Annotated in this window: 19 protein-coding genes; 6 read left to right on the top strand and 13 right to left on the bottom strand. The window is 60.1% G+C overall.

The features are described from left to right. The first annotated feature begins 62 nt into the window (after positions 1 to 62). Entirely contained in the window at positions 63 to 548 is a 486-nt protein-coding gene (locus BLR72_RS03405) for a VOC family protein (RefSeq protein WP_091945082.1), read from the top strand. 30 nt (positions 549 to 578) lie between these two features. Here BLR72_RS03405 and BLR72_RS03400 read toward each other — a convergent pair whose 3' ends face one another. The 6 genes from BLR72_RS03400 to BLR72_RS03375 all read right to left on the bottom strand — a co-directional run bounded on the left by BLR72_RS03400 (position 579) and on the right by BLR72_RS03375 (position 9,377). Then, positions 579 to 4,343, bottom strand: a complete 3,765-nt coding sequence (locus BLR72_RS03400) for an AsmA family protein (protein WP_280140115.1) — start codon at positions 4,341 to 4,343, stop codon at positions 579 to 581. Positions 4,344 to 4,488: 145 nt separating this feature from the next. Then, positions 4,489 to 5,898 (bottom strand): FAD-binding oxidoreductase, encoded by a 1,410-nt coding sequence (locus BLR72_RS03395; protein WP_091945078.1) that lies wholly within the window; start codon positions 5,896 to 5,898, stop codon positions 4,489 to 4,491. Between the two features lie 223 nt (positions 5,899 to 6,121). Beyond that, entirely contained in the window at positions 6,122 to 6,487 is a 366-nt protein-coding gene (locus tag BLR72_RS03390) for a DUF2185 domain-containing protein (protein WP_027231871.1), read from the bottom strand. A gap of 8 nt (positions 6,488 to 6,495) precedes the next feature. Continuing rightward, positions 6,496 to 7,449: a hypothetical protein gene (locus BLR72_RS03385; protein WP_027231872.1), complete on the bottom strand. Its 954-nt coding sequence runs from the start codon at positions 7,447 to 7,449 to the stop codon at positions 6,496 to 6,498. A gap of 84 nt (positions 7,450 to 7,533) precedes the next feature. Continuing rightward, positions 7,534 to 8,421 (bottom strand): dienelactone hydrolase family protein, encoded by an 888-nt coding sequence (locus tag BLR72_RS03380; RefSeq protein WP_027231873.1) that lies wholly within the window; start codon positions 8,419 to 8,421, stop codon positions 7,534 to 7,536. Positions 8,422 to 8,465: 44 nt separating this feature from the next. After that, entirely contained in the window at positions 8,466 to 9,377 is a 912-nt protein-coding gene (locus tag BLR72_RS03375; RefSeq protein ID WP_027231874.1) for a DMT family transporter, read from the bottom strand. 146 nt (positions 9,378 to 9,523) lie between these two features. On the opposite strand from BLR72_RS03375, the gene BLR72_RS03370 reads away from it, so the two are divergent. Beyond that, entirely contained in the window at positions 9,524 to 9,994 is a 471-nt protein-coding gene (locus BLR72_RS03370) for an Lrp/AsnC family transcriptional regulator (RefSeq protein ID WP_091945076.1), read from the top strand. 3 nt (positions 9,995 to 9,997) lie between these two features. On the opposite strand, the gene BLR72_RS03365 is transcribed toward BLR72_RS03370, so the two are convergent. Then, positions 9,998 to 12,337, bottom strand: a complete 2,340-nt coding sequence (locus tag BLR72_RS03365; protein WP_091945074.1) for a glucose/quinate/shikimate family membrane-bound PQQ-dependent dehydrogenase — start codon at positions 12,335 to 12,337, stop codon at positions 9,998 to 10,000. Positions 12,338 to 12,588: 251 nt separating this feature from the next. Between BLR72_RS03365 and BLR72_RS03360 the strand changes: the two genes are divergently transcribed. Continuing rightward, complete coding sequence (locus tag BLR72_RS03360; RefSeq protein ID WP_091945072.1) at positions 12,589 to 15,030, top strand: ATP-dependent helicase; 2,442 nt, start codon at positions 12,589 to 12,591, stop codon at positions 15,028 to 15,030. A gap of 9 nt (positions 15,031 to 15,039) precedes the next feature. On the opposite strand, the gene BLR72_RS03355 is transcribed toward BLR72_RS03360, so the two are convergent. The 3 genes from BLR72_RS03355 to BLR72_RS03345 all read right to left on the bottom strand — a co-directional run bounded on the left by BLR72_RS03355 (position 15,040) and on the right by BLR72_RS03345 (position 17,181). Beyond that, positions 15,040 to 15,873, bottom strand: a complete 834-nt coding sequence (locus tag BLR72_RS03355; protein WP_091945070.1) for an N-acetylmuramoyl-L-alanine amidase — start codon at positions 15,871 to 15,873, stop codon at positions 15,040 to 15,042. A 106-nt stretch (positions 15,874 to 15,979) separates the two neighbouring features. Beyond that, positions 15,980 to 16,465: a CreA family protein gene (locus BLR72_RS03350; protein ID WP_091945069.1), complete on the bottom strand. Its 486-nt coding sequence runs from the start codon at positions 16,463 to 16,465 to the stop codon at positions 15,980 to 15,982. 68 nt (positions 16,466 to 16,533) lie between these two features. Further along, the gene (locus BLR72_RS03345) at positions 16,534 to 17,181 is read right to left on the bottom strand and encodes a DapH/DapD/GlmU-related protein (protein ID WP_091945067.1); all 648 of its coding nucleotides are present in this window, start codon (positions 17,179 to 17,181) and stop codon (positions 16,534 to 16,536) included. 274 nt (positions 17,182 to 17,455) lie between these two features. Here BLR72_RS03345 and BLR72_RS03340 point away from each other — a divergent pair, with 274 nt between their 5' ends. Continuing rightward, complete coding sequence (locus BLR72_RS03340; RefSeq protein ID WP_091945065.1) at positions 17,456 to 18,049, top strand: SCO family protein; 594 nt, start codon at positions 17,456 to 17,458, stop codon at positions 18,047 to 18,049. A 10-nt stretch (positions 18,050 to 18,059) separates the two neighbouring features. Continuing rightward, positions 18,060 to 18,944, top strand: coding sequence for a 50S ribosomal protein L11 methyltransferase (locus tag BLR72_RS03335; protein WP_091945063.1), 885 nt, complete (start codon positions 18,060 to 18,062; stop codon positions 18,942 to 18,944). A 4-nt stretch (positions 18,945 to 18,948) separates the two neighbouring features. On the opposite strand, the gene BLR72_RS22370 is transcribed toward BLR72_RS03335, so the two are convergent. Beyond that, complete coding sequence (locus tag BLR72_RS22370; protein WP_153668675.1) at positions 18,949 to 19,089, bottom strand: hypothetical protein; 141 nt, start codon at positions 19,087 to 19,089, stop codon at positions 18,949 to 18,951. 249 nt (positions 19,090 to 19,338) lie between these two features. Here BLR72_RS22370 and BLR72_RS03330 point away from each other — a divergent pair, with 249 nt between their 5' ends. Then, positions 19,339 to 21,183 (top strand): aminopeptidase P family protein, encoded by a 1,845-nt coding sequence (locus BLR72_RS03330; RefSeq protein WP_175492296.1) that lies wholly within the window; start codon positions 19,339 to 19,341, stop codon positions 21,181 to 21,183. A gap of 7 nt (positions 21,184 to 21,190) precedes the next feature. On the opposite strand, the gene BLR72_RS03325 is transcribed toward BLR72_RS03330, so the two are convergent. Next, the gene (locus BLR72_RS03325) at positions 21,191 to 21,484 is read right to left on the bottom strand and encodes an AzlD family protein (RefSeq protein WP_027231884.1); all 294 of its coding nucleotides are present in this window, start codon (positions 21,482 to 21,484) and stop codon (positions 21,191 to 21,193) included. 1 nt (position 21,485) lies between these two features. Further along, positions 21,486 to 22,226: an AzlC family ABC transporter permease gene (locus tag BLR72_RS03320; protein ID WP_091945060.1), complete on the bottom strand. Its 741-nt coding sequence runs from the start codon at positions 22,224 to 22,226 to the stop codon at positions 21,486 to 21,488. Positions 22,227 to 22,259: the final 33 nt, after the last annotated feature.

The following is a 22,259-nucleotide window of genomic DNA, read 5'->3' as shown; positions in this document are numbered from 1 at the left end:
TAGGCCCGGCCCATGCTCGTTCGTCCTCGGAGCGGTTGAATTCAAATCGAAAGGAAGGATAGATGCCAGCCAACCAGAAGATTACGCCATGCCTTTGGTTCGACGGAAATGCTGAGGACGCGATTGAGTTCTATTTGTCGGTTTTCAAGGATTCGAAGGTTCTTGAAATTACCCACTGGGGCAAGAGCGACCCGGAAAAGGAAGGCAAGGTATTGATCGCCAAGTTCCAGTTGGCAGGCGAGGAATATCTCGCCCTTAATGGCGGACCGCAGTTCAGATTCACCGAGGCCGTGTCCCTCACCGTCGACTGCGCCAACCAGGAAGAAATCGATTATTACTGGGAAAAACTGACAGCCGATGGCGGCGAACCCGGACCATGCGGCTGGCTCAAGGACAAGTTTGGCCTGTCATGGCAGATCGTTCCATCGCTGATCATGGAAATGCTGCAGGACAAGGACGTGGACCGGTCGACGCGCGTCATGAATGCATTGATGGATATGCACAAGCTTGAAATCGCCGAGCTGCAACGGACCTATGACGCAGGATAGACCGCGCTCATCGACGGAATTCTCCCCGACCTAAAATTTTGGTTCGAGCGTCTTCAAAAACTCGTCGACGGACTGCTTGTTTATCGTACCCGATCCCTGTGACGGGGCCACAGCTGCGCCGCCCTGCCCTTGCGCGGGCGGCGTTTGGCCCTGTTCAAGGGCCTTCTGGGCCGCAGCTTCGTCCGCCGCTCTCTTTGCTGCAGCCGCCCGCTCCTCGGCGGCGCGTTTTTCCGCCTCGGCGCGTTCAGCCGCTTCCCTTGCCTCTTGTTCAGCCTTCAACCGCGCCTCTTCGGCAAGACGCTGCCTTTCGTCCGCACGCGCCTGGAAGAGTTGAGCCTCGCGGCGCAGCCGCTGCTTTTCGACAAGCGCCGCCTGCATGGCGTCGACCCGCTGTTGCTCGCGCTCAAGCGCCCGCTGCGTCAGAAATTGCTCCAATGGCTGCTGGTTGAGCGTCACCTTCGGTGCTGCCCAAGGTCCATAGAGGCTGAACTCGACGACGGGATCGGCCCCGGCCACGATCGACTTTCCGGGATCGAAAACGAAACGTCCCTGCGACGCGACGGTGAGATCCGGAAAGTTGACCCTAAGATCGGCGCTAAGCGTTGCCCCTTCGCTCGCCAACTGGAACGTCGACGTGCGCGCCATGCCGCCGGCGATGGTGAAGGCGAATTCTGCAGCGCCGGCCTTGAACTCGCCAGTGTTGAGATATTTGCCGATCGTGGCGTCGATCATTGCCGGGGTAACCGGCCCGTCGGCCGCATCCGTATCCGTCACAATCGGCGTCAATGCCGCTGGGTTGAGGGCATTGATCGCAAGATCGGCGACAGAAATGACACCGGAACCCGCCACCGATTGCATCATCTCGGCCACTGACGTGCCGGTTGCATTGACCGATGCCGAAATTTTTGTCTTGCCGCGGAGCGGCACGAAGGGGATTACGTCCTCATCGGGCTTGTAAAGCGTATCGAGCGCCGTACCGTCCAGGGTGAACTGACCTGTTGCCAGTCCCGTTCCGCTGGTATTGCGCAGTTCGAACATGCCGTTGAAATTGCCGCCGAGAATATCCCCCTTCGCGTCATCGAAGCGTAGCGATCCGTCTTTCAGCGCCGTGTTTGCCTGAAATTTGCCGATCGTCCCGAGGAAACCGGCATCCGCCTCGTTTGCATTAAGCTTCAGCTTGAAATTCAGGGGAAAGAGCGGTGTGCCCGAAAACGTCGTCGTCGGCCATGGCCCGCGTGCCTCTGCTTGCAGCGCGCTGGTCCCGAGCATGAAGTCACCGAGAGTCGCAAGATCGAGATGCGCTACATTCAAATCGCCTTGAACGTCGGGGACCTGGTTGACGATTTCTATTCCGAGCCGCCCGCCGACCTTGGTGCCGCTCACCTGGCCCGCAAGATCGGGAAGGTTAAGCCTGCCCTTGCCCAGTTGAAAGCTGCTGGCGAGATCCACGGGCATGCCATCGCCAAAGCCGGGAAGCGTGTAGCCTGCCGTCGCGATGTAGGGTTCGAGATCCGCCGCCTTGATCGAGGCCCTTCCTTCGCCGCTGAGAACATCCCCGGTATTGCGAAACACGCCATCGACCAGCGCCTGTCCGTCCGATGCTTTAAGCGAAAGTTGCGTCTGCAGCCCGTCCTTCTCGTTGCCCTTCAAGGCAAGATCCGCTTCAAGCCCGCCAGCAAGCCCAAGAGGCAGCGCCGGCAGGCCGATGAACGCCATCAGGGCTTCCGCCTGTTCGCTGCGCGAATCCATGGTGAGTTCGAGGCTTCGCAAACCCTCGCTGTTCTTCGAGGTCGTACCTGAAAGCGTGACGTCCATCCCGCCGGTCTTGCCGGCCGCGCTCAAGGAGAACTCGTTGGTGCCGCTTTTTCCCTGCAGGCTATTTGCGAGAACGTTGAGCTTGGTTTCCTCGAAGAGGCCGGGATAGCTCGCCGCATGCTGGCTGAGCGACGTTATGAATGGGAAGTCGGGAAACCTTCGCGCCATGGCCGTCACGAAGGGAGCAAGGTTGTCGGAAAGCACGGTCGAATCGATTGAGCCGGATGGTTCCGCCTTGAAGGGTTCGAGCTTGCCGGTTGCGGTAATGGTTGCCCCGGCGACATTGCCGATCGTCAGGCGATCTATATCAAAGACGCCGTCGCGCAGGCGGAATGAGGTGTCGAGCGTTTCTGCGACAAGGCCGCCATGGGTAACCGGTCCGGCTTTGAGATGCACATCGAGGTCCTGCCCGCGCAATTGCGGTGAACCATCGTCTGAAGGCTGGCCATTATTGCCGAAGATCGCAGCGAATGCTTCAAGCGCATCCGCGTCAAGCGCGCCGCCCTCGAGCACCAATTGCGTCAGCGGCAGGGATTCGCCCTTGGCGCTTCGCAGAAGCGAACCCTTCAGCGAGGCCCCGCCAAGGGCAACCTCGAGATTGTCGATCTTCTGCAGGTCATCGCGCAGGCTTACATCGCCGGAAAAGCCCGCGCCCGGCAGACGCCGGATGGCTTCGTCGACCGAATTGGTCAGCCATGCTGCGAGCCCGGAGGGCTGCCGAGAAGCGACGAGCAACCGGCCGTCGAAGCCGAAATCATCGCCGACCCTTAAGGTACCCTTTGCCTCGAATTGCGTGCGTCCCGGCAGTTCGGCCCGCAACTGGTTGATCGTCCAGCCGGCTGCGGATGGCGCAGCGTCGATGGTGACGGAGCGGATGGTCGTATCGCCCGCAACGATCGCGGGCAGTTTGAGGTCGATCCTGCCCGGCACCGTTGGAATTGGCAGCTGGTCCATGAGGCGGCGGAACACCGCCAGACGCTCGGCCGCCGTTATCGGGGTCGGCGTTGCGCCTTTCGCCGGCTGAGCCTGCTCCGCGAAGGTGACCTGCTGCCCATCTGCCGTCACTTCGAAGTGGGGGTTCTTGCCATAATCGAACAAGGCGCTGCCATTGACCACATAAGGATCGTCCACGGGCCCCTGCTCCATGCGGAACTCGGGGATCGTCACCTTGGCGTGGTCGGCCTCGAAGCGGCCTGTCAACCGCAGGCTGGACAATAGCGGCTTTGCTTTTTTCTGCTCGACTTTGGCGCCCGTTGCCGCCGCGACTTCATCGGCCGAGCGAATGGCGATACTGCCGGTATATTTGAGGCCGCTGTTCTGAAGCGAAACGAGACCGTCGGTTTCGAACGAGGCCGGAACACTGTCAGGGGTGAGGCGGGTGCGCAGGTTCATCGTACCATCGGGTTTGACCGCGCCTGTGGATGCAGTAACGGCGGTCTTCTTGCCGTTGAAGAACAGCGTGCCATCGAAGCTCCAGGGTCCGGACAGATCGTTCGCTGCAAGCGTGGCATCCAGATTGGTAACCGTACGCGTGGTTCCCGTCGAAGCATCACGGATGATGATCGATCCGTCCGTGATGCGCATGTCTTCAAGCCGTACCTGCGCGGAATGAAACGGCGTACGCGGACGGATCGCCCAGTCGAACGCCCCGTCCTTGTCGATCCGAACGGTGGCCCGCGGATTCTCGATGCGCATGTCGAAAATCAGGATTTCGCCGCGTATGAAGGGCGCAAGCTCCGCATCCATTGAGAACTTGTCGATCGTCATGACAGGCTCGGTGCCGGGATCGCCGACCCGCACATCGGAGAATGTTACCGAAGGAAACGGCAGGAGACGCGCGCTCGCGCTGCCCGCAACCGTAACGGGGCGGCCCAGAAGCGCCGACGCCTCCCGCTCGAACGACGAACGATAACCGGCCCAGTCGACGAAATAAGGCACGATCAGCGCTGCAGTCAGCACCAGGACGAGGAGTCCACCAATGAAAACAAAAAGGCGTGCCAGGTTCCCGCTCCGATCACTCTATCTTGGGCGCTATAATAGAAGATTGCGCACGCGGGCGTGACGAGCGCCTCGCTCGCACGCAATCCTCAGAAAAAGGTTCAGCGCCCCGAATCAACTTGCAAGCTCAAAGCCGTAAGATCTTGCCGGGATTCATGATATTGCCCGGATCGATGGCACGCTTAATCGTTTCCATGACATCGACCGCACCGCCAAGCTCGGCTCTCAGGAACTTGATCTTGCCCTGCCCTATGCCGTGCTCGCCGGTGCAGGTACCATCCATTGCAATGGCCCGCAAATTGAGGCGCTCGACGAAGGCTTCGACCTTTTGTATCTCCTCGGGGTTCTTTTCATCGAAAAGCACCAGCACATGGAAGTTGCCGTCTCCAGCATGGCCGACTATCGGCGCGATCAGGCCGCTGTTCTCGATGTCGGTTTCCGTCTCTACAATGCATTCCGCCAATCGCGAGATCGGCACGCAGACATCCGTCGACAGAGACTGCTTGCCGGGAGCGAGCGTCATGCAGGCGAAGTAGGAGTTGTGCCGCGCCGACCAGAGTTTTTCCCGCTCCTCAACATTGGCGGTCCATTTGAACGCGCCGCCGCCATTGGCCGCAGCGATTTCGCCGAAGAGTTCCGCCTGTTCCGCCACCCCGGTTTCACTGCCGTGGAACTCGAGGAAGAGGTAGGGTGCCGGTTCGTAGTCGAGCTTTGAATAGGCGATCATTGCCTGCATTTCGAGCTGGTTGACGAGTTCGATACGCGCCACGGGAATGCCCATCTGGATGGTTTCGATCACTGTGTTGCAGGCGCTCTCGAGGTCGGGGAACGCACAGATGCCGCCAGAAATCGCCTGCGGAATGCCGTAGAGCTTGAGCGTGATTTCAACGATGATGCCAAGCGTGCCTTCGGAACCTATGAGAAGCCGCGTCAGGTCATAGCCCGCGGATGTCTTCTTCACCCGTTTCGACGTGGTGATGAGACGACCGTCGGGCATCACGGCTTTCACAGCCAGAACGTTCTCGCGCATTGTGCCGTAGCGCACTGCATTCGTTCCCGAGGCGCGCGTTGCCGCCATGCCGCCGAGGCTCGCATTGGCGCCGGGATCGATCGGGAAGAACAGCCCGGTATCGCGCAGATATTCGTTAAGCTCCTTACGCGTAACCCCAGGTTCGACAACGACATTCAGATCTTCGCTATAGACTTTCAAAATGCGGTTCATGCGCGACAGATCGATCGATATGCCGCCGGCCGGGGCGTTCACATGGCCTTCGAGGGAAGTGCCTGTTCCAAACGCGATGACCGGTACCTGCCACTCTCCGCAAAGGCGCACAACCTCCTGCACGTCCTCGACGGATTCGGCGAAGACGACGAGATCGGGAGCCTGGTTGGGAACGTAGCTTGTGGTGTGGGCATGCTGTTCGCGAATGGATTTGCCGGTTTGGGCATTATCGCCGAAGCGCTTCTTGAGAATCGATACGACAGTTGCAATTCCGTTCTCGTTGCGCAGCAATGCCTCTGCGTCTGCCAGTGCCATTTCAGTCTCCACCCTTCCGCGCATTGTTTATGGCCGAAACGGCCACAAACTCATGCACGCGCGTTCGCACACTCTTTTTGACCACCACCCGCGCACAAGAGTGGGCTGGGCACAACAATCGAGGATTCATCGATTATCGCCGCATTTTCGGGGAATGCACGTGACTTGTCCAGTTGTAACTCAGTGTGAAATTGGCCTGCCCAGCGCGTCGCAACGCCGCGTGTCAGTCTTCCTCGTCGTCATCGTCATCCGGATGCCAATCGGTCACCGCGACGAAGCGTTCCTGCTGACCGGTCTTCTCGAAGACACTGCCGACGGGGGCGTCCAGCAAGGGGATAATGCTCGGATCGTAATTGGCGATCGTATTGACGTCAAAGATGCCGCTGTTTTCCGGATCTTCCATGTAGTCGTCGCTCTCGAAGCCGGAAAGGAAGCGCCAGCCACTGTCGAACTCGTTGTCGGGGTCTTCGCGGTACATGAAACGCACCGGAAAACCATCGATCGTTATCGTGTCCGTAGCGATGCAGCCACCATAGTTGCGAATCAATGGCCGTATCTGGTCTTCACTGAGTCGATAGCTCTTTTCCATGACTAATTTTAATTGATCGTCATGGATTTGGCTAGTTTACGGAAGCGATCGGCGTATTTGGCCTTCTCACTGTCGCGAACGATCAGGATGGCGCGGACATAGCGGCTGGCCTCGAAACGGGCAATTTGAGCGACGTAGAGAGGATCGCCGCTCGCCGCATCCTTGGCGCTGCCGTCGATTTCCACCCATTCGGCGCCATCGGCTTCCGAACTCGATTCATTGTCGGAACTGACATCCTTGATGCCGGTCAGCGAGGCGAACGCTTGCCTGGCAAAGTCCATGCGCGTGGACGGCTCGGGCGCCGTATTGAGATTTGAGGCGATGATTACCATCGGCTGTGTGGAGTTCGTCGCAACGTCGTTTGCGCCTTCGGTCAAAAGAAACGTCGCGCCGGCAATGACGCGCACAGGACGAAAGCCTGCCATGTCGGTCAGCTTGAAGGGGAGCGATGCGATCTGTTCTTCGAGGCTTGGCGGCGCACGCACGACGATGCTGCGCAGCGCCTGATCGACATCGGCATCGGACAGGCCGCCTTCGACGCCATCGGGAATTTGCACCGTGACCATGGCCGTCGTCGATTGTGCGCCGACGAGCACGATCCATTTGCGATATTTTATGCCGGCCGCCATCTGGCTGCCGCGCATGAGCTTGGAGACGACCGCGCCCTGAACCGGCCAGTTTTCAGGCTGGCCCACAGTTTCGATGCCCGTCTCGCGCAGGCCCTCGGGATTGAATTTCGCCGCCAGTGCCGCATAGGCGTCGGCGGGCATTTCGGTGACGACGACGGAGGTACCTTTGGCTGCGTCTTCGAAACCGCTGAAATTGGTGGAAAGCACCAGCCCGGGCGGCGGGACAAGCCCTATGCTCGATCCGCCCGGAAATACGACATCATCAGCGCGGCTTGCCCCAATGCCGGCGAGCAGCAACATCAGAAAGCTTAGGGCAATTGTGACCAGGCGCATTGGCGGTTCCTTGCGTGAACGTCATCCAGAAGTAGTGCTCCGCGACGGTTCTCGCAAGCCGTTGGCCTCGTTCGCTGTTTCGCGCTAGCTCAGGTTCTTCTTGAAGAAGCCGATTGTCCTGCCCCAGGCAAGCTCGGCGGCCTTCTTGTCGTAACGTGCCTCTGAGGTATCATTGTTGAAAGCGTGATTGGCGCCATCATAGACAAAGATTTCGAAGGTCTTGCCATTCGCCTCGAGCGCCTTCTTGTAGGCGTCGATGCCCGCATTGATGCGCGTATCGAGCCCGGCATATTGCAGGAGGAGCGGCGCCTTGATCTTCGGCACGTCTTCAGCCTTGGGCTGGCGCCCGTAATAGGCGACACCTGCGCCAAGATCGGGCGCATTGACGGCAAGGTCATTGACAAGCCCGCCGCCCCAGCAGAAGCCGACGACCCCGACCTTGCCGTTGGTAGCCTTGTCATTCTTCAGATATTCGATGGTCGCGACACCTTCGGCAATCGCCATGCTGGCATCGAGCGCGCCGATCATGTCGCGGGCCTTGTCCTCATCCGGCGGCGTTCCTCCCGAAACGGACAACAGGTCAGGCGCGAGCGCCACAAAGCCTTCGAGCGCCACGCGCCGTGCGACATCGCGGATATGATCGTTCAAGCCACGATTTTCATGGATGACGACGACGCCGGGAAGCTTGCCGGACGCATCGGCAGGGCTTGCCCTATAGCCCTTGATCTCGCCTTTGGATCCGGGAAACACGACATCCTTCGTGAGCAGGCGCTTGTCGTCGGCAGCGACGATGGCCGCTCTCGCGGAATTTGCCGCCAGCAGCGGGGCGATCATGGCGGCAGCAGCACCCGAGCCGGCAAGCTTGGTCAATTTGTCCATGAAAGAGCGCCGGTCAAGCGTCAGGTGCGTATACTCGTCATAGGCATCGACCATGGCCTGCGTGATTTTCGGAGTAGCGTTAGGATCGTTCATGACAGCCTCACCCTTGTTGGGGGGCGAGGCGCCGACCTTTCACATCAGCGCTTGCAGCGGTGTGAAAGGATGCCGGTTGAGAGGGCAACGCCAAGCCCGGTTATCAATGCTGCCGCAATCTCCCAGACGCCGACCGGTTCGTCAAGGAAGATGGCACCGCCAAGCGCGGCAAGAACCGGCGTGAGGGCGCTGAAGGCCGCTGCCTGGCTGCCGCCCAGCACACGCACAGCGATCCCATAGGCGAGCATGGCGGCGAGGCCCGACAGGATGCCCTGGCTGAGAAACTGCAACGCGATCTCCGCCAGGGGAACGCTGGTGATGGCCGTACCGAAGACAAGCGCGAGGCCAATGTGGATGATGAAAGACCAGACCGCAATCAACGCGCCGCCTTCAAGCGCCGTGAGGCCGGAGCGCTTGAACGCATGCGTATAGCCGGCCCACAGGAGAGCTCCCAGCGGCAGAAATGTAAAGCTGATCCACCCGATCGCGTGGCTGCCGAGCGCGATGGTGAGAAGTATCGCAAGACCGGCCACGATTGCGGCAAGACCGAGCCAGCGGGTGAAATCCGGCCGCTCGCCGAAGACGACCACGCCGATCAGTGCGGCAGCAAGCGGCATCGATCCGCCGAGCAATACGCCCACCGCCGAAGCAGGCGTGGAATGGATGGCAAAGGTGGTGATCTGGAAGAAGAGTGCCCCTGCCCCGCAGACCATGATGGCGACAAGCTTGACTGGCACGCCGCGCGGAATGAGCCCGGTTCTGAGCCAGACCGGCGCAAGGACCAGCGCCGGAACACCATAGCGGATCAAGCCGAGATCGATGGTGCCAAGGTGTGTTGCGCTGCTGTGCCGGGTGGCGATGATCCACGTCGCCCAGATAAGGATGGTAATCAATGCGCCGGCGTAACCGGCTCCCAGTGAATTGGACTTCTTCATTTCGGGGGCAAGAGCAACCATCGGAATGTCCTTTCGTTTCGTCCGAAACATCGTTCGGTTGAGAGAACAATAGGGCAAACGGTCGAAGCATGTCCTTGCAAGTTGATGCCGCTCTACCTATGCTTTCAGCAACTTTCGGGAAGCTCGAACCCTGTAAAAGGTCATTTATGCCAAATATGGATAATTTCGATATCGGCATTCTTGAGGCGTTGCAGGAGGATGCGCGTGCAACCAACGTGGAGATCGCCGAGAAGGTGAACCTCTCCCCGTCCCCCTGCCTGCGGCGTATCCGCAACCTCGAGAAATCCGGCGTGATCCGCGGCTACCGCGCCGACATCGACCGCAAGGCCGTAGGCCTCGGCTTGACGGTTTTCGTGGAAATAAAGGTCGGGCACCACAGCCGCGAAAACTCGGAAGCGCAGCAGGCCGCGCTCCTGGCGATGCCTGAGGTTGCGGCCGCTTTCCTCATTTCAGGCACGGCAGATTTTCTGGCCGAAGTGGTGGTCGAAGACCTCAGCGCCTATGAACGCTTCCTCACCGACAAGTTGCTCCTTCTGCCCGGCGTCGCCGATATACGCTCCAACTTCGCCATCCGGACGGTGAAGACCGGCGCGCCGCTGAAATTGCCGCAGCGATGATGCTTACTTCGGCAATGTATAGGCCATGACGTAATCGCCGGGCTTGGTCCCGACCGAACCGTGACCGCCGGCGACGATGACGACATATTGCTTGCCGTCGGCGAGCGCATAGGTCATCGGCGTCGACTGGCCGCCGGCTGGCAACCGCGTCTGCCACAATTGCTTGCCGCTCGTTAGATCGTAGGCCCTGAGGTAATCATCGACGGCCGCACCGAGGAAGGCGACGCCGCCTGCCGTAATCATAGGCCCGCCGATGCCCGGCACCCCGACCTTGAAGGGCAAGGGCAGCGGCGAAGAATCGCGCACAGTGCCGTTGCGGCGCTTATAGGCGATTTTGCCGGTGCGCAGATCCGCGCCGGCGACATAGCCCCACGGCGGCGCCTGGCAAGGCAAGCCAAGCGGCGAGACGAACGGCCCCATATAGACCGCATAGGGGGCGCCTTCATTGCGGTTGAGGCCCTGCTCGCTGCCTTTCGTGCCCGCACCGGGCGGCGGCACTTCGGCACGCGGCACCAGCCGCGAGGTGAAGGCGAGATAGGTCGGCATGCCGAACATCACCTGGCGCGCCGGATCAACCGCCACACTGCCCCAGTTGAACACACCGAAATTGCCCGGATAGATCAGCGAGCCTTGCAGCGAGGGCGGCGTATAGCGCCCGTCATAGCGCAGGCGAAGAAACGCGACTCGGCAGGCGAGTTGGTCGAACATCGACACGCCCCACATGTCCTTGCCCGTCAGGCGCTGCGGCATGAACGTAAGGTCCGAAACCGGCTGCGTCGGTGACGTGAAATCGCCTTCGATGGCGCCCGTTGGCGCCGGCACTTCGTTGACCGGTATGATCGGTTCGCCCGTGCGCCGGTTAAGAACATAGATGTCGCCCTGCTTGGTGGGGCCGACCAGGGCTGGCACCGAGCCCGTAGCCGTATTGATGTCGACAAGCACCGGCTGGGCCGGAATGTCCATGTCCCAGAGGTCGTGATGCACGGTCTGGCGCACCCAGCGCAACTGCCCGGAGTTCAAATCGAGGGCAACGATGGACGAGGAGAATTTCTCGACATTCTCGCTTCGCCCCGCTCCCAGCTGGTCGGGCGTCTGGTTGCCGAGCGGCACGAAGAGGAGGCCAAGCTTCTCATCGACACTGGATACCGACCAGCTGTTCGGTGAGTTATGCGTATAGGTCTGTCCTTCGGGCAACGGCGTCGTTACGTCCGGATTGCCGGAATCCCAGATCCAGATCAGGGCGCCGTTATTGATGTCGAAGGCGCGGATGACCCCGGATTGTTCGTGGACCGAGTAATTGTCATTGACGGCGCCCCCGACAATGATCTTGCCAGCCGCTATGACCGGCGGCGATGTCGAATAGTAATAGCCGGCGGGATTGTAAGGCATGCCCTTTTCAAGATGGACTGTGCCTTTGTCGCCGAAGGATGGGCAGATTTGGCCATTGGCCGCATCGAGGGCAATCAGACGGGCGTCAGACGTCGGCAGATACACGCGCTCGGCGCAGGGTTGCCCCGCCGTCACATTCGGATCGGCATAATAGGAGACGCCGCGACACGTCTGATGCTGGCGATCCGGGTTGAGACCGACATTCGGATCGAACTTCCATTTCTCCTTGCCCGTCGCCGCATCGATAGCGATCGCCCAATTGTGCGGCGTGCACAGGTAGAGCGTATCGTGGACCTTGAGCGGCGTGACCTGATAGGTGGTTTCCCCAACGTCCTGCGGCAGCTTCACATCGCCGGTCTGATATTGCCAGGCGAGCTGCAGGTTGCCGACATTCTCGGTCGTGATTTGCTTCAGCGGCGAATAGCGCTGGCCATAGGGCGTGCGGCCATATTGGTGCCATTCATTGTCCGGCACATTGCCGCCAAGGTCAGGCGTGGCAACGATGACTTCCTTGCTGAGTTCGCCCACGATCTCAAGCGGATCGCCTGTCATCGCGTAGCCGGCAACGCCGAGCCCGACGATTGCCGCGATGGCCAATGGCAGTGCCGGCAGAAAATCAGAGGGCGACCTTCCCTCTTCCTCGTTGAGCTCACGCCGGATCCATGGGGTCAGCAACCAGAGCGCGAAAAGCATGATCACGCCGCCGCGCGGCGCAAGCTGCCACCAGTCGAACCCGATCTCCCAGATTGCCCAGGCCAGCGTGCCTATGACCAGGACGGCGTAGATGATGAGGGCGGAACTGCGCTTGCGAAAAAGCTGGATCGACGTGGCAAGGAAGAGGATGCCAGCGATAAGATAGTACCAGCTGCCGCCGAGAATAATGAGCCAGATCCCGCCGACGCCAAGCACCGCTGCAAATATGAAGAAGATGAGCGCCGTCAGAGTGATTGCCATGGTGGGGGTCCTTTCCAGGCTCAATCAGGTTCGGTTCGGTGGCCTTGGCATGCGGCTGCGAATGCGCCGGCGACTGCCAGAGTCGGCTCTGGTCAAAATGGGTAAGCCTTTAAATTGCTTGAAGCAATATCGACTAAGGAACAATTCAACTGGAGATATACACCGCCCGGGGCCGTCTCAGCGCGCGCCCGTTCTCTTTTTGTATCGCTTTTATCTGGTTTTTCGATCCCGAATCATTACATTGGGTTCAAATGGCCGGATTGCCTGACGATATTCCATTCTTCGATGAACCTGAGGCGCCGCGGCGTCCATCGGGCATAGCTGCGCGCGCCATGCAGGCGCGCGGCGCACCGCCTTACCTCAATGGCCTCAATCCCGAGCAACGCCTTGCCGTGGAGACGACGGAGGGACCGGTCCTCGTCCTCGCCGGTGCCGGCACGGGCAAGACCCGCGTTCTGACCTCCCGCATTGCGCATATCCTCTCACTTGGTAAAGCCTATCCGAGCCAGATACTCGCCGTGACCTTCACAAACAAGGCAGCGCGCGAGATGAAAGAGCGCATCGGGGTCCTTGTCGGCGGCGCCGTCGAAGGCATGCCCTGGCTTGGCACGTTTCACTCGATCGGTGTCAAGCTCCTGCGCCGGCACGCCGAACTTGTCGGGCTCAAATCCGATTTCACCATTCTCGATACGGACGATGTGATCCGCCTCATCAAGCAGATCATCCAGGCCGAGGGAATTGACGACAAGCGCTGGCCGGCCAAGCAATTCGCGCTGATGATCGACAGCTGGAAAAACAAGGGCCTCGGTCCGGCTGAGATACCGGAGGGCGATGCGCGGTCATTTGCCAACGGCAAGGGGCGCGAACTCTATACGGCCTATCAAAACCGCTTGAAGACGCTCAATGCCTGCGATTTCGGCGATCTTTTATGTCATCCGATCCGCATGTTCCGCGCCAATCCGGATGTCCTGAAGGAATATCACGCAAAGTTCCGATACATTCTGGTCGACGAGTATCAGGACACCAACACCGCCCAATATATGTGGCTGCGCCTGATTTCGCAGGGGTCGAAGAATGTCTGCTGCGTCGGCGACGACGACCAGTCCATCTATGGCTGGCGCGGCGCGGAGGTGGACAATATCCTGCGCTTCGAGAAGGATTTCCCCGGCGCCAAGGTCATCCGCCTCGAGCGCAACTATCGCTCGACCGCCCATATTCTCGGTGCTGCCTCCTACCTCATCTCGCACAATGAAGGCCGGCTCGGCAAAACGCTCTTCACCGATGCGGCAAATCCAGACGATGCCAAGGTCAATGTCCACGCCGCCTGGGATTCCGAAGAGGAAGCCCGCGCTGTCGGCGAAGAAATCGAGCAGGCGCAGCGTCGCGGCCACAATCTCAACGACATGGCGATCCTCGTGCGCGCCTCCCACCAGATGCGCGAATTCGAAGACCGCTTCGTCACGCTCGGACTGAACTACCGGGTTGTAGGCGGACCGCGTTTTTACGAACGCCTCGAGATACGCGATGCCCTCGCCTATCTGCGTGTCGTGGCGCAGACTTCCGACGATCTTGCCCTGGAGCGCATCGTCAACACGCCGAAGCGCGGGCTTGGCGAGGCAGCGATCCGCCAATTGCATGATTATGCCCGCGCCCGCGACATCAGCATGTTCGATGCCGCCGTCGACCTTGTCGAAACCGAAGAGCTGAAGCCGAAGCCGCGTTCAGCGTTGCGTGAAGTCATCGAGAACTTCAAGCGCTGGCAGGCGCTCATCGACAATACCCCGCATACGGAACTCGCCGAGCGGATCCTCGACGAATCCGGTTATACCGCGATGTGGCAGGCGGATCGGTCGGCCGAAGCGCCGGGCCGTCTAGAAAACCTCAAGGAATTGATTCGCTCGATGGAGGAATACGAGTCGCTGCGCTCGTTCCTAGAACATGTCGCGCTGGTCATGGATGCCGAGCGGAACGAGAACCTTGACTCCGTCAACATCATGACGCTGCATTCAGCCAAGGGACTGGAGTTCGAGACGGTATTTCTCCCCGGTTGGGAGGAAGGTCTCTTTCCGAACCAGCGGGCGCTTGACGAAGGCGGAAGGTCCGGCCTCGAAGAGGAGCGCCGCCTCGCCTATGTCGGGCTGACCCGCGCCAAGAAGAACCTTCACATCTGGTTCGTCTCCAACCGGCGCATCCATGGTCTGTGGCAATCGACGATCCCCTCGCGCTTCCTCGAAGAACTGCCGGAAGCGCATGTGGACGTCGTCGCGGGTGGCGATTCCTATGGGGGCTATGGCGGACGCGGCGGTTATGGCCAGTCGCGGTTCGACCGCGCCGACCCGTTCGAGAACAGCTATTCGACCCCAGGCTGGCAGCGGGCGCAGCAGCATCGCTCTGACGCCACGCGCAATAATTGGGGCTCACGCTCAGGCGCGAAGGTGGAGCGGATCGGCTATGGCGAGACGGATTCGGGCTTCGGCGCCGGACGCGGCTCAGTCAAGGGCCGCACCATAGATGGGGAACTCGTGGCAAAATCCGTCAGCGAAACGCCCTCCAACTTCGACGTGGGCGACCGCGTCTTCCATATCAAATTCGGCAACGGCAACGTCTCCTCGATCGAAGGCAACAAGCTGACGATCGATTTCGACAAGGCAGGCCAGAAGCGCGTGCTCGACAGTTTCGTTCAGGCGATTTGACTGGCTGGATTAAACCAGCCAATCGCCGTGAACCCAGCCCGAAAAGTCGGCCTTTCCTGAAGCCTCGAGCACCGAAACGTAGCGCCATTTGCCGCTGGCTTCGTGCACCAGAACCTTCGTACCATCGGGCAGCATATTATGAACCAGCGGGAACGACGCCCCGGCACCGGAGCGGATGTTGAGCCCGCTCTGGGAATGCACGACCATCACCGCATCGCCATCTTCGGCCTCGCCTTTCACCTTGGCCTTGAACGTCGCCATGTCCCAGGCCGGGCCGGGATCGGACTTGCGGCCGGGCGCGATATCGTCGTGGCCGAGAATATCCTCGATGGCATATTCGGCGCAGATCGCCTGGACCGCCGCAATCACGGTCTCGAGCTGCACCGTCGTGAAAACCTCCCACCCGCAATCGGGCGCGCCGAACTTGTGCCTTGCTTCGATAACCTTTTGACTTTCGACAGGCGCACCCGTCCACGATACCCAGCCGGCGCCGCTCTTGTTCAACGGTCCCCAGTTCTCGATCTCGATGCCGATCGCAGAATTGTTGAGGCCGGAATATTGCCGGCCGCCCTTGCCGGTCCAGCGGCTTTGACCTGCGTGCCATGCAACCTTGTCGAAGGGCACGCACTGACGGATCGAGCCATCGCGGCAAACGACGAGGTGAGCCGCGACGTTGGCGGACTTTTGCGAAAAATATCGGGCGATATCGGCGTCCGGCCCACTTGCAGTATAGTGAATGACGATGAATTTCGGGGCCAGCGCGCCGCCGACATTGGGAGAAGCAACGAACGGAAGCTGGGAACCGATCGAAGCAAGCTTATGATTTTTAATCGTGAATTTCATGACCAGTTTCCTCGATGCAGAACTGGTCCTACTCTAGACGTTATAAGAATAAATTCCTATTAGACGAATGGGCTACCATAATCCGCCATCGCAGGCCGCCCACCCTCTATTCGGGCTTGCCCTTGGTCCAGGTCACATTGCCGGCAAAAAGCGGGATGGTCGAGATCGAGGTCTTGGCCGAGCCGTCCTGAACCTGGGTCGCGTGCGCCAGATAGATCAGCGAATTGTTGGGTTTGTCGTAGATGCGGGTGATGACGAGCTTCTTCCAGATAAGGCTGGTGCGCTCGGAGAATACACGTTCGCCGCCTTCGCCAAGTTGGATATCGCCGATGGTCACGGGGCCTGTCTGCTGGCACGAAATCGAGGCATTAGACGGGTCTTCGAACCAGTTGCCCTTTTGCAGCCGATCGATAACCCCGCGGGAGAAAGAAGCAAGGTGACAGGTCACGCCCTCCACTTTCGGATCATGGACCGCATCGATGACGATATCATTGCCGAACCAGTCGACGCCCACCTTGCCGACCTCTTCGGCAGTTGCCGGCTGGAATGCCGCCGCGCCGAAAAGCATGAGTGCAATCAATGTCTTCTTCATTCAAATCTCCGGAGGTTCAAAACGTTCGCCAGAGACAGTTGGCGATTTAAGGCGGCGATTGCAAGCCATTATGAGCCGGGGCGATGCCCTTCCCACTTTGCCAGGAAGTCTTCGATGGAAAGCGACTGGATGTCGGGAATTGCCTCGAAGATGCTGTCGAGCGGCCAGTCCCACCACGCAAGTTCGAGGAGGCGTGTCGCGATAGCCTGCGGGAAACGCGGCCGTATCATCCTTGCCGGGCTGCCGGCTACGATCATATAGGGCTCGACATTGCGCGTGACCACGGCATTGGCGCCGATGACGGCGCCGTACCCGATCTCGACAGCGGGCATGATCACCGCGCCGTGGCCAATCCAGACATCGTGGCCGATGCGGACCCGCTTCGCCTGTCTGCGGGCGCGAAACCCGTTATCGATGCCCTGAAAGCGGAAATATTCATTCGGGCGATAGCTGACCTTGTGCATCGTCAGCCGCTCCATGGGATGTTCGAGCGCGTTGATGCGAACATTGGCGGCGATCGAACAGAAGCGCCCGATCTCGGCGTAGATACCCTCGCTGTGCCGTTCCAGATAGGAGAAATCGCCGACCGTCACGTCGCGCAGGATCACTCTTTCACCGACTTCCGCATATTTGCCGAGCTTGACGCCCTTGAGCTGCGCGGTCGGATGGATACGCGGCTGCTCGTTCATGAAACGGGGATCGTTGGTCTCAGCCATGGCATCTTCTCGAAACTGGTTGGCGGGCATCGGGCCCACGGCATTTCTTTTGCATAAACCGCGGGCAAATCCTATATTCGCGTCATGAAAACATCGCCGTCGGTCAGCACGCCCAGATTGATGCTCTACGCAGCGCTCGCGCTTGGCGCGTCAGTCGCAACGGGACTGACCTTTGCCGCATGGTTTAACAACAGCGATTCTATCTTTCTGTCTCTCATCAATGCGGGTCTTGCCTGGTGCATGTAGCCGCCACGCCGTCGCGGAGCCTTCATTCATGAACAAACGCCTGTTGCCTCTTCTTATCGCGGCGGCCTTGCTTGTTGTGGCCGCGGCCGGATGGGTCACTTTTGAGGCGTCGCGCAAGAGCGCAGGCGGGGCGCAAGGCGCGTTCGGTTCAGCGTTTCGACTGACGACGATGAATGGCGAGCCGATCACCGAAGCAGCTTTCCGGCAAAAGCCCTCGGCAATCTTCTTCGGCTTCACCCATTGCCCGGAGATCTGCCCGACGACCCTGTTCGAACTTGACGGCTGGCTGAAAAAGCTCGGACCCGAGGCGGATGGCGTCAACGCCTATTTCGTGACGGTCGATCCGGAGCGGGATGACGCGGCAACGCTGAAAGCCTATGTCGGCAATGTTTCCGATCGCATCGTCGGCGTCACCGGCGAGCCCGACAAGCTTGCCGCCATGCTCAAGGGCTACAGCGTCTACGCCCGCAAGGTTCCCGTAGAGGGTGGTGATGGCTACACGATGGACCACACTGCGTCGATCTATCTGCTCGACAGCAAGGGCGGCTTCTTCGGCACCATTGCCTATGGCGAAAATCCTGATACGGCTGTCGAGAAATTGCAACGCCTCGCCAAGAGCTGAAAGTTCCCTGATGACCACGCAGACCCGTCTTTTCCTCACCGCCGGCAAGATCGAGGCCGGCCGCGTCTTCGCCATGCTGGAGCGCGCATTCGAAGAGGACGGCCTGCCAATATCTTCCTCGGAAATCGATGAAGATCGCGAAATCTTCGAAGTCTCCGTCTATACGTTCGAGCCCGACGAGATCGAGGCGCGCATGCGCGACGCACTCGGAAGCGATATGTTCGGCCTTGAGCTCCAGCGCGAACAGGTGCCGGATATCGACTGGGTGGCGCATTCGCTCGAAGGACTGAAACCTGTGCGCGCCGGACGCTTCTTCGTCCATGGTTCGCATGATCGCGACAAGCGGCGGATCAACGATCTCGCCATCGAGATCGACGCTGGCCAGGCTTTCGGTACCGGCCACCACGGCACGACGTCCGGCTGTCTCGACATGATCGGCGAAGTGATCCGCAGGGATCATCCGCAAAACGCGCTTGATCTCGGCACAGGCAGTGCAGTCCTTGCCATCGGCATCGCCAAGCTCGCACCGATCCCGGTGCTCGCGACCGATATCGATCCTGTTGCGGTGGCGGTCGCCCGCGAAAATGTCGTCAAGAACGGTGTCGCCGCTCGCGTCAAAACCGAAACGGCGACCGGATTCCACCATCCGGCAATGCGTCTTGCGGCGCCATTCGATCTGATCGTTGCCAATATCCTGGCCCGGCCGCTGATGCAGCTCGCGCCCGAAATGCGCAGGCACCTCGCCTATGGCGGCTCGCTGATCCTTTCCGGAATACTGGATTCACAGCGCGAAAAGGTTTTGGCCGCCTATCGTATCCAGGGGCTATTCCACCAGAAGACGCTGCACCGCGAAGGCTGGGTGACGCTGCACCTCAAGTCCCGGGCAACCTACTGAAGCGTCAAACGGAATAGATCCTGTGCCGGTATCTTTCGCGCGGCGCGTCGATGGCGCGCACGGCATAGCGGCCCATTTGGGCCGTGCGACAGGAAACCAGGTTTTCAAGGGCTGTCTTGAAAAATCCGCGGATCTTCTGGGCCATGTCTCATCTCCGTGATTATGGTGGCAGACCGATCCTCCCGCTTCGAATCTAGCTGATTTTGCCCGCCTCCCGCTAGCGCGGTTCACGCATGGCAGTGATGCACCTCACACATGCGCCCCGCAATAATTCTGCAATCTTCCTGTGCGGCTGCTGATTCCCCCGGCAAAATTCGCTCTACGCATCGCCTCTTCCATTGCGCGAGCCCGGCCGTGGCGATAGGTTCGGCCTCCAACAAAAGAGGTCAGATTAATCATGTTCCAGTCGTTTGAGGTCGTCAGCAATCCAGCTACCGGCGGCCCCCGCGTTGCAAAACTGCGCGCCGAACTCGAATCCCTTGGTCTCGACGGATTTCTGGTACCGCGCGCCGACGAGCATCAGGGCGAATACGTGCCCGCGCGCGCGCGCCGGCTCGCATGGCTGACCGGCTTCACCGGATCGGCCGGCGTCGCCTTGATCATGAAGGACAAGGCCTATCTCTTTGTCGATGGCCGCTACACATTGCAGGCGGCCGAACAGACCGATCCGAACGTTTTCACCGTGGAAAGCCTGGTCGATACGCCGCCGCCGGTATGGTTGCGCAACGCCGAACGGAAATTCACGATCGGCTTCGACCCCTGGCTTCATACGATAAGCGAAACCAAGGCGCTGCGCGAGGCGCTCGAGAAAAATGGCGGCTCGCTCGTTGCGGTGAAGGATAATCTCGTTGATTTGATCTGGGACGACCAGCCTTCGGCGCCGCTCGAACAGGTCACGATCCAGCCCGAAAAATATGCGGGCAAGCTTGCCAGCGAGAAACTGCATGAGATGGCCGCGACGGTCGCCAAGGCCAAGGCCGATGCGACTATCCTCACCGATCCGTCATCGATCGCCTGGGCTTTCAACATTCGCGGCAACGATGTCAGCAATACGCCGCTCCCACTCGCCTTTGCCCTCATCCCGGCAAGCGGGGAGCCGCTTCTCTTCATCGACAAGCGCAAGCTGCCGATCGAGACCGAAGCATACCTCACCCAGCTTTCGACGCTGCGCGCGCCGTCGACCCTCGAAGGCGACGTTGCTGCCTTTGCCGCTGGAGGCAAGACGGTGATGCTCGACCCGGCGCTTGCAGCAGAAAAACTGCGCCTGATCATCGAGCAGGCAGGCGGCAAGGTGGCCGATGGACTTGATCCCGCACGCCTGCCACGAGCGTTGAAGAATGCTGTGGAACTTCAGGGCGCCCGCAAGTCGCATGAGCGCGACGGCGTCGCCATGGTGTCATTCCTGTCGTGGATCGACACGCAGGCACCCGGCACGATCGACGAGATCAAGGCGGCGACCAAGCTTGAAGAAACGCGGCGCAAGGTTGCCGAAGGTTTCCAGATGCCGCTCGAAAACCTGTCCTTCGACAGCATTTCCGGCGCTGGTCCGAACGGCGCTTTCGCCCACTACCGCGTCAGCACCCAGTCGAACCGCGTGCTCCAGGACGGCGAACTTTATCTGATCGATAGCGGCGGGCAATACCGCGACGGCACCACCGATATCACCCGCACCTTGCCGGTCGGCACGCCGACCGAGGACATGAAGCGCAAGTTCACCCTTGTGCTCAAGGGCATGATCGCTATTTCCACGGCGCGTTTTCCGAAGGGAACACGTGGCATGGATATCGACGTTCTCGCCCGTATTGCCTTGTGGAAGCAGGGTTACGACTATGGCCATGGCACCGGCCACGGCGTCGGCTCGTTCCTGTCCGTTCACGAGGGGCCGCAGAGCATCTCGAAGCGTGGCGTCCATGAGCTGCTTCCGGGCATGATCCTTTCGAACGAGCCCGGCTATTACAAGCCCGGCGGCTACGGTATCCGTACCGAGAACCTGCTGATCGTCACCGAGCCTTCGGTGCCGGAGGGCGGCGACTTGCCGATGATGGGTTTCGAGACGATCACCCTGTGCCCGATCGACAAGCGCCTCATCGACACCGATCTTCTCGTGCGCGATGAACTCGTCTGGCTTGACGATTATCACGCCCGCGTGCGCGAAACCCTGCTGCCGCATGCGAGCGGCGAGGAACGCGAGTGGCTTATCGCGGCGACGGAACCCTTCAGCCACGAACCGAAGGGCTGAGATCGGCTCAGGAAAACTGGCGCAGCAGGATGATCATTGCTGCGCCGGCAAGAAACATCGTCAGCGCATTGAAGCGCAGCGAAACCAGCCCGGCAAAGACGAGCGCAACCAGCCCGCGCCAATCGGCAGTGGCGATGGCAGGCGCGACAAGCGTCGTCAATACCGCCGCAGGAACGGCATTGAGGGCAACCTCGACGCGCGGGTGAATGCGCTCAAAGCGCGAGAGTACGAGGTGCCCGCCGATACGGGTGAGGAAAGTCAGGATCGCGCCGGCAACCGTAATCCAGAAGATCGACGACATCTCAGTCCTTCCCTTGCGCTTTTTCAGGTTTGGCGACGATGACGGCGACGAGGATGCCGGCGATTGCGCCAATGCTCACATGCCAAGGCGAGCCGATGGTCTTGTAGGCGATGATCGATACGACGCCACTGGCGATGACGATGGGCCCCCAATTATCGCGCTTGCGGAACCCCATGACGAGACCGAGAAAATAGATCGGCAGCAGCATGTCGATGCCAAGCGCATGCGGATCTGAAATGAGATTGCCGAAGAGGCCGCCGATCCAGGCCTCCAGCACCCACATGACATAGATCGGCGTCGCAACCCCGAGGTACCAGATAAAGGTTACAGGCTTGCCGGATTCAGCCCGCTTCTCGGTTTCCGCATATTGCGGATCGGTGAGCAGGAAATAGCTCAACAGGCCCTGCAGCGGCTTGAAATGGCCGATACGCCGTCCGACTGCTGCCGAATAGAGCACGTGCCGGAAATTGACCGCAAAGATCGAAAATACGATCAGCCAGGCAGGGACATTATGGCCAAAGAGTTCGATGCCGACCATCTGGCTGGCACCGCCGAAAATCGAGGCGCTCATGAACACCGCTTCGCCGACAGTAAAACCGTTGTCGATGGCAAGGGCGCCGAACAGCAGCCCGAACGGCGCCGACGCGACCATGATCGGCAGGCCCTTTACAAAGCCTTCCCAAAACTGCGTGCGGGAACTCGTCTCGCCGGTGGCCGTCCGCTGATATATTTGTTCGTCCATCGCCGTGCTCTAGGCTATACGCGCGAGTGTGTC

The organism is Phyllobacterium sp. YR620 (assembly GCF_900104165.1).
Taxonomy (GTDB): Bacteria; Pseudomonadota; Alphaproteobacteria; order Rhizobiales; family Rhizobiaceae; genus Phyllobacterium; species Phyllobacterium pellucidum.
The sequence above is the reverse complement of the archived record's forward strand: the minus strand, read 5'-3'. Positions and strand labels throughout refer to the sequence as shown.

Excerpts from the sequence above, each read along its gene's own strand:
- BLR72_RS03390 (WP_027231871.1), bottom strand. The coding sequence starts at position 6,487 with ATGGAAAAGAGCTATCGACTCAGTGAAGACCAGATACGGCCATTGATT.
- BLR72_RS03370 (WP_091945076.1), top strand. The coding sequence starts at position 9,524 with ATGCCAAATATGGATAATTTCGATATCGGCATTCTTGAGGCGTTGCAG.
- BLR72_RS03405 (WP_091945082.1), top strand. The coding sequence starts at position 63 with ATGCCAGCCAACCAGAAGATTACGCCATGCCTTTGGTTCGACGGAAAT.
- BLR72_RS03360 (WP_091945072.1), top strand. The coding sequence starts at position 12,589 with ATGGCCGGATTGCCTGACGATATTCCATTCTTCGATGAACCTGAGGCG.
- BLR72_RS03355 (WP_091945070.1), bottom strand. The coding sequence starts at position 15,873 with ATGAAATTCACGATTAAAAATCATAAGCTTGCTTCGATCGGTTCCCAG.
- BLR72_RS03375 (WP_027231874.1), bottom strand. The coding sequence starts at position 9,377 with ATGGTTGCTCTTGCCCCCGAAATGAAGAAGTCCAATTCACTGGGAGCC.
- BLR72_RS03350 (WP_091945069.1), bottom strand. The coding sequence starts at position 16,465 with ATGAAGAAGACATTGATTGCACTCATGCTTTTCGGCGCGGCGGCATTC.
- BLR72_RS03340 (WP_091945065.1), top strand. The coding sequence starts at position 17,456 with ATGAACAAACGCCTGTTGCCTCTTCTTATCGCGGCGGCCTTGCTTGTT.
- BLR72_RS03380 (WP_027231873.1), bottom strand. The coding sequence starts at position 8,421 with ATGAACGATCCTAACGCTACTCCGAAAATCACGCAGGCCATGGTCGAT.
- BLR72_RS03385 (WP_027231872.1), bottom strand. The coding sequence starts at position 7,449 with ATGCGCCTGGTCACAATTGCCCTAAGCTTTCTGATGTTGCTGCTCGCC.
- BLR72_RS03395 (WP_091945078.1), bottom strand. The coding sequence starts at position 5,898 with ATGGCACTGGCAGACGCAGAGGCATTGCTGCGCAACGAGAACGGAATT.
- BLR72_RS03325 (WP_027231884.1), bottom strand. The coding sequence starts at position 21,484 with ATGTCGTCGATCTTCTGGATTACGGTTGCCGGCGCGATCCTGACTTTC.
- BLR72_RS03345 (WP_091945067.1), bottom strand. The coding sequence starts at position 17,181 with ATGGCTGAGACCAACGATCCCCGTTTCATGAACGAGCAGCCGCGTATC.
- BLR72_RS03365 (WP_091945074.1), bottom strand. The coding sequence starts at position 12,337 with ATGGCAATCACTCTGACGGCGCTCATCTTCTTCATATTTGCAGCGGTG.
- BLR72_RS22370 (WP_153668675.1), bottom strand. The coding sequence starts at position 19,089 with ATGGCCCAGAAGATCCGCGGATTTTTCAAGACAGCCCTTGAAAACCTG.
- BLR72_RS03320 (WP_091945060.1), bottom strand. The coding sequence starts at position 22,226 with ATGGACGAACAAATATATCAGCGGACGGCCACCGGCGAGACGAGTTCC.
- BLR72_RS03335 (WP_091945063.1), top strand. The coding sequence starts at position 18,060 with ATGACCACGCAGACCCGTCTTTTCCTCACCGCCGGCAAGATCGAGGCC.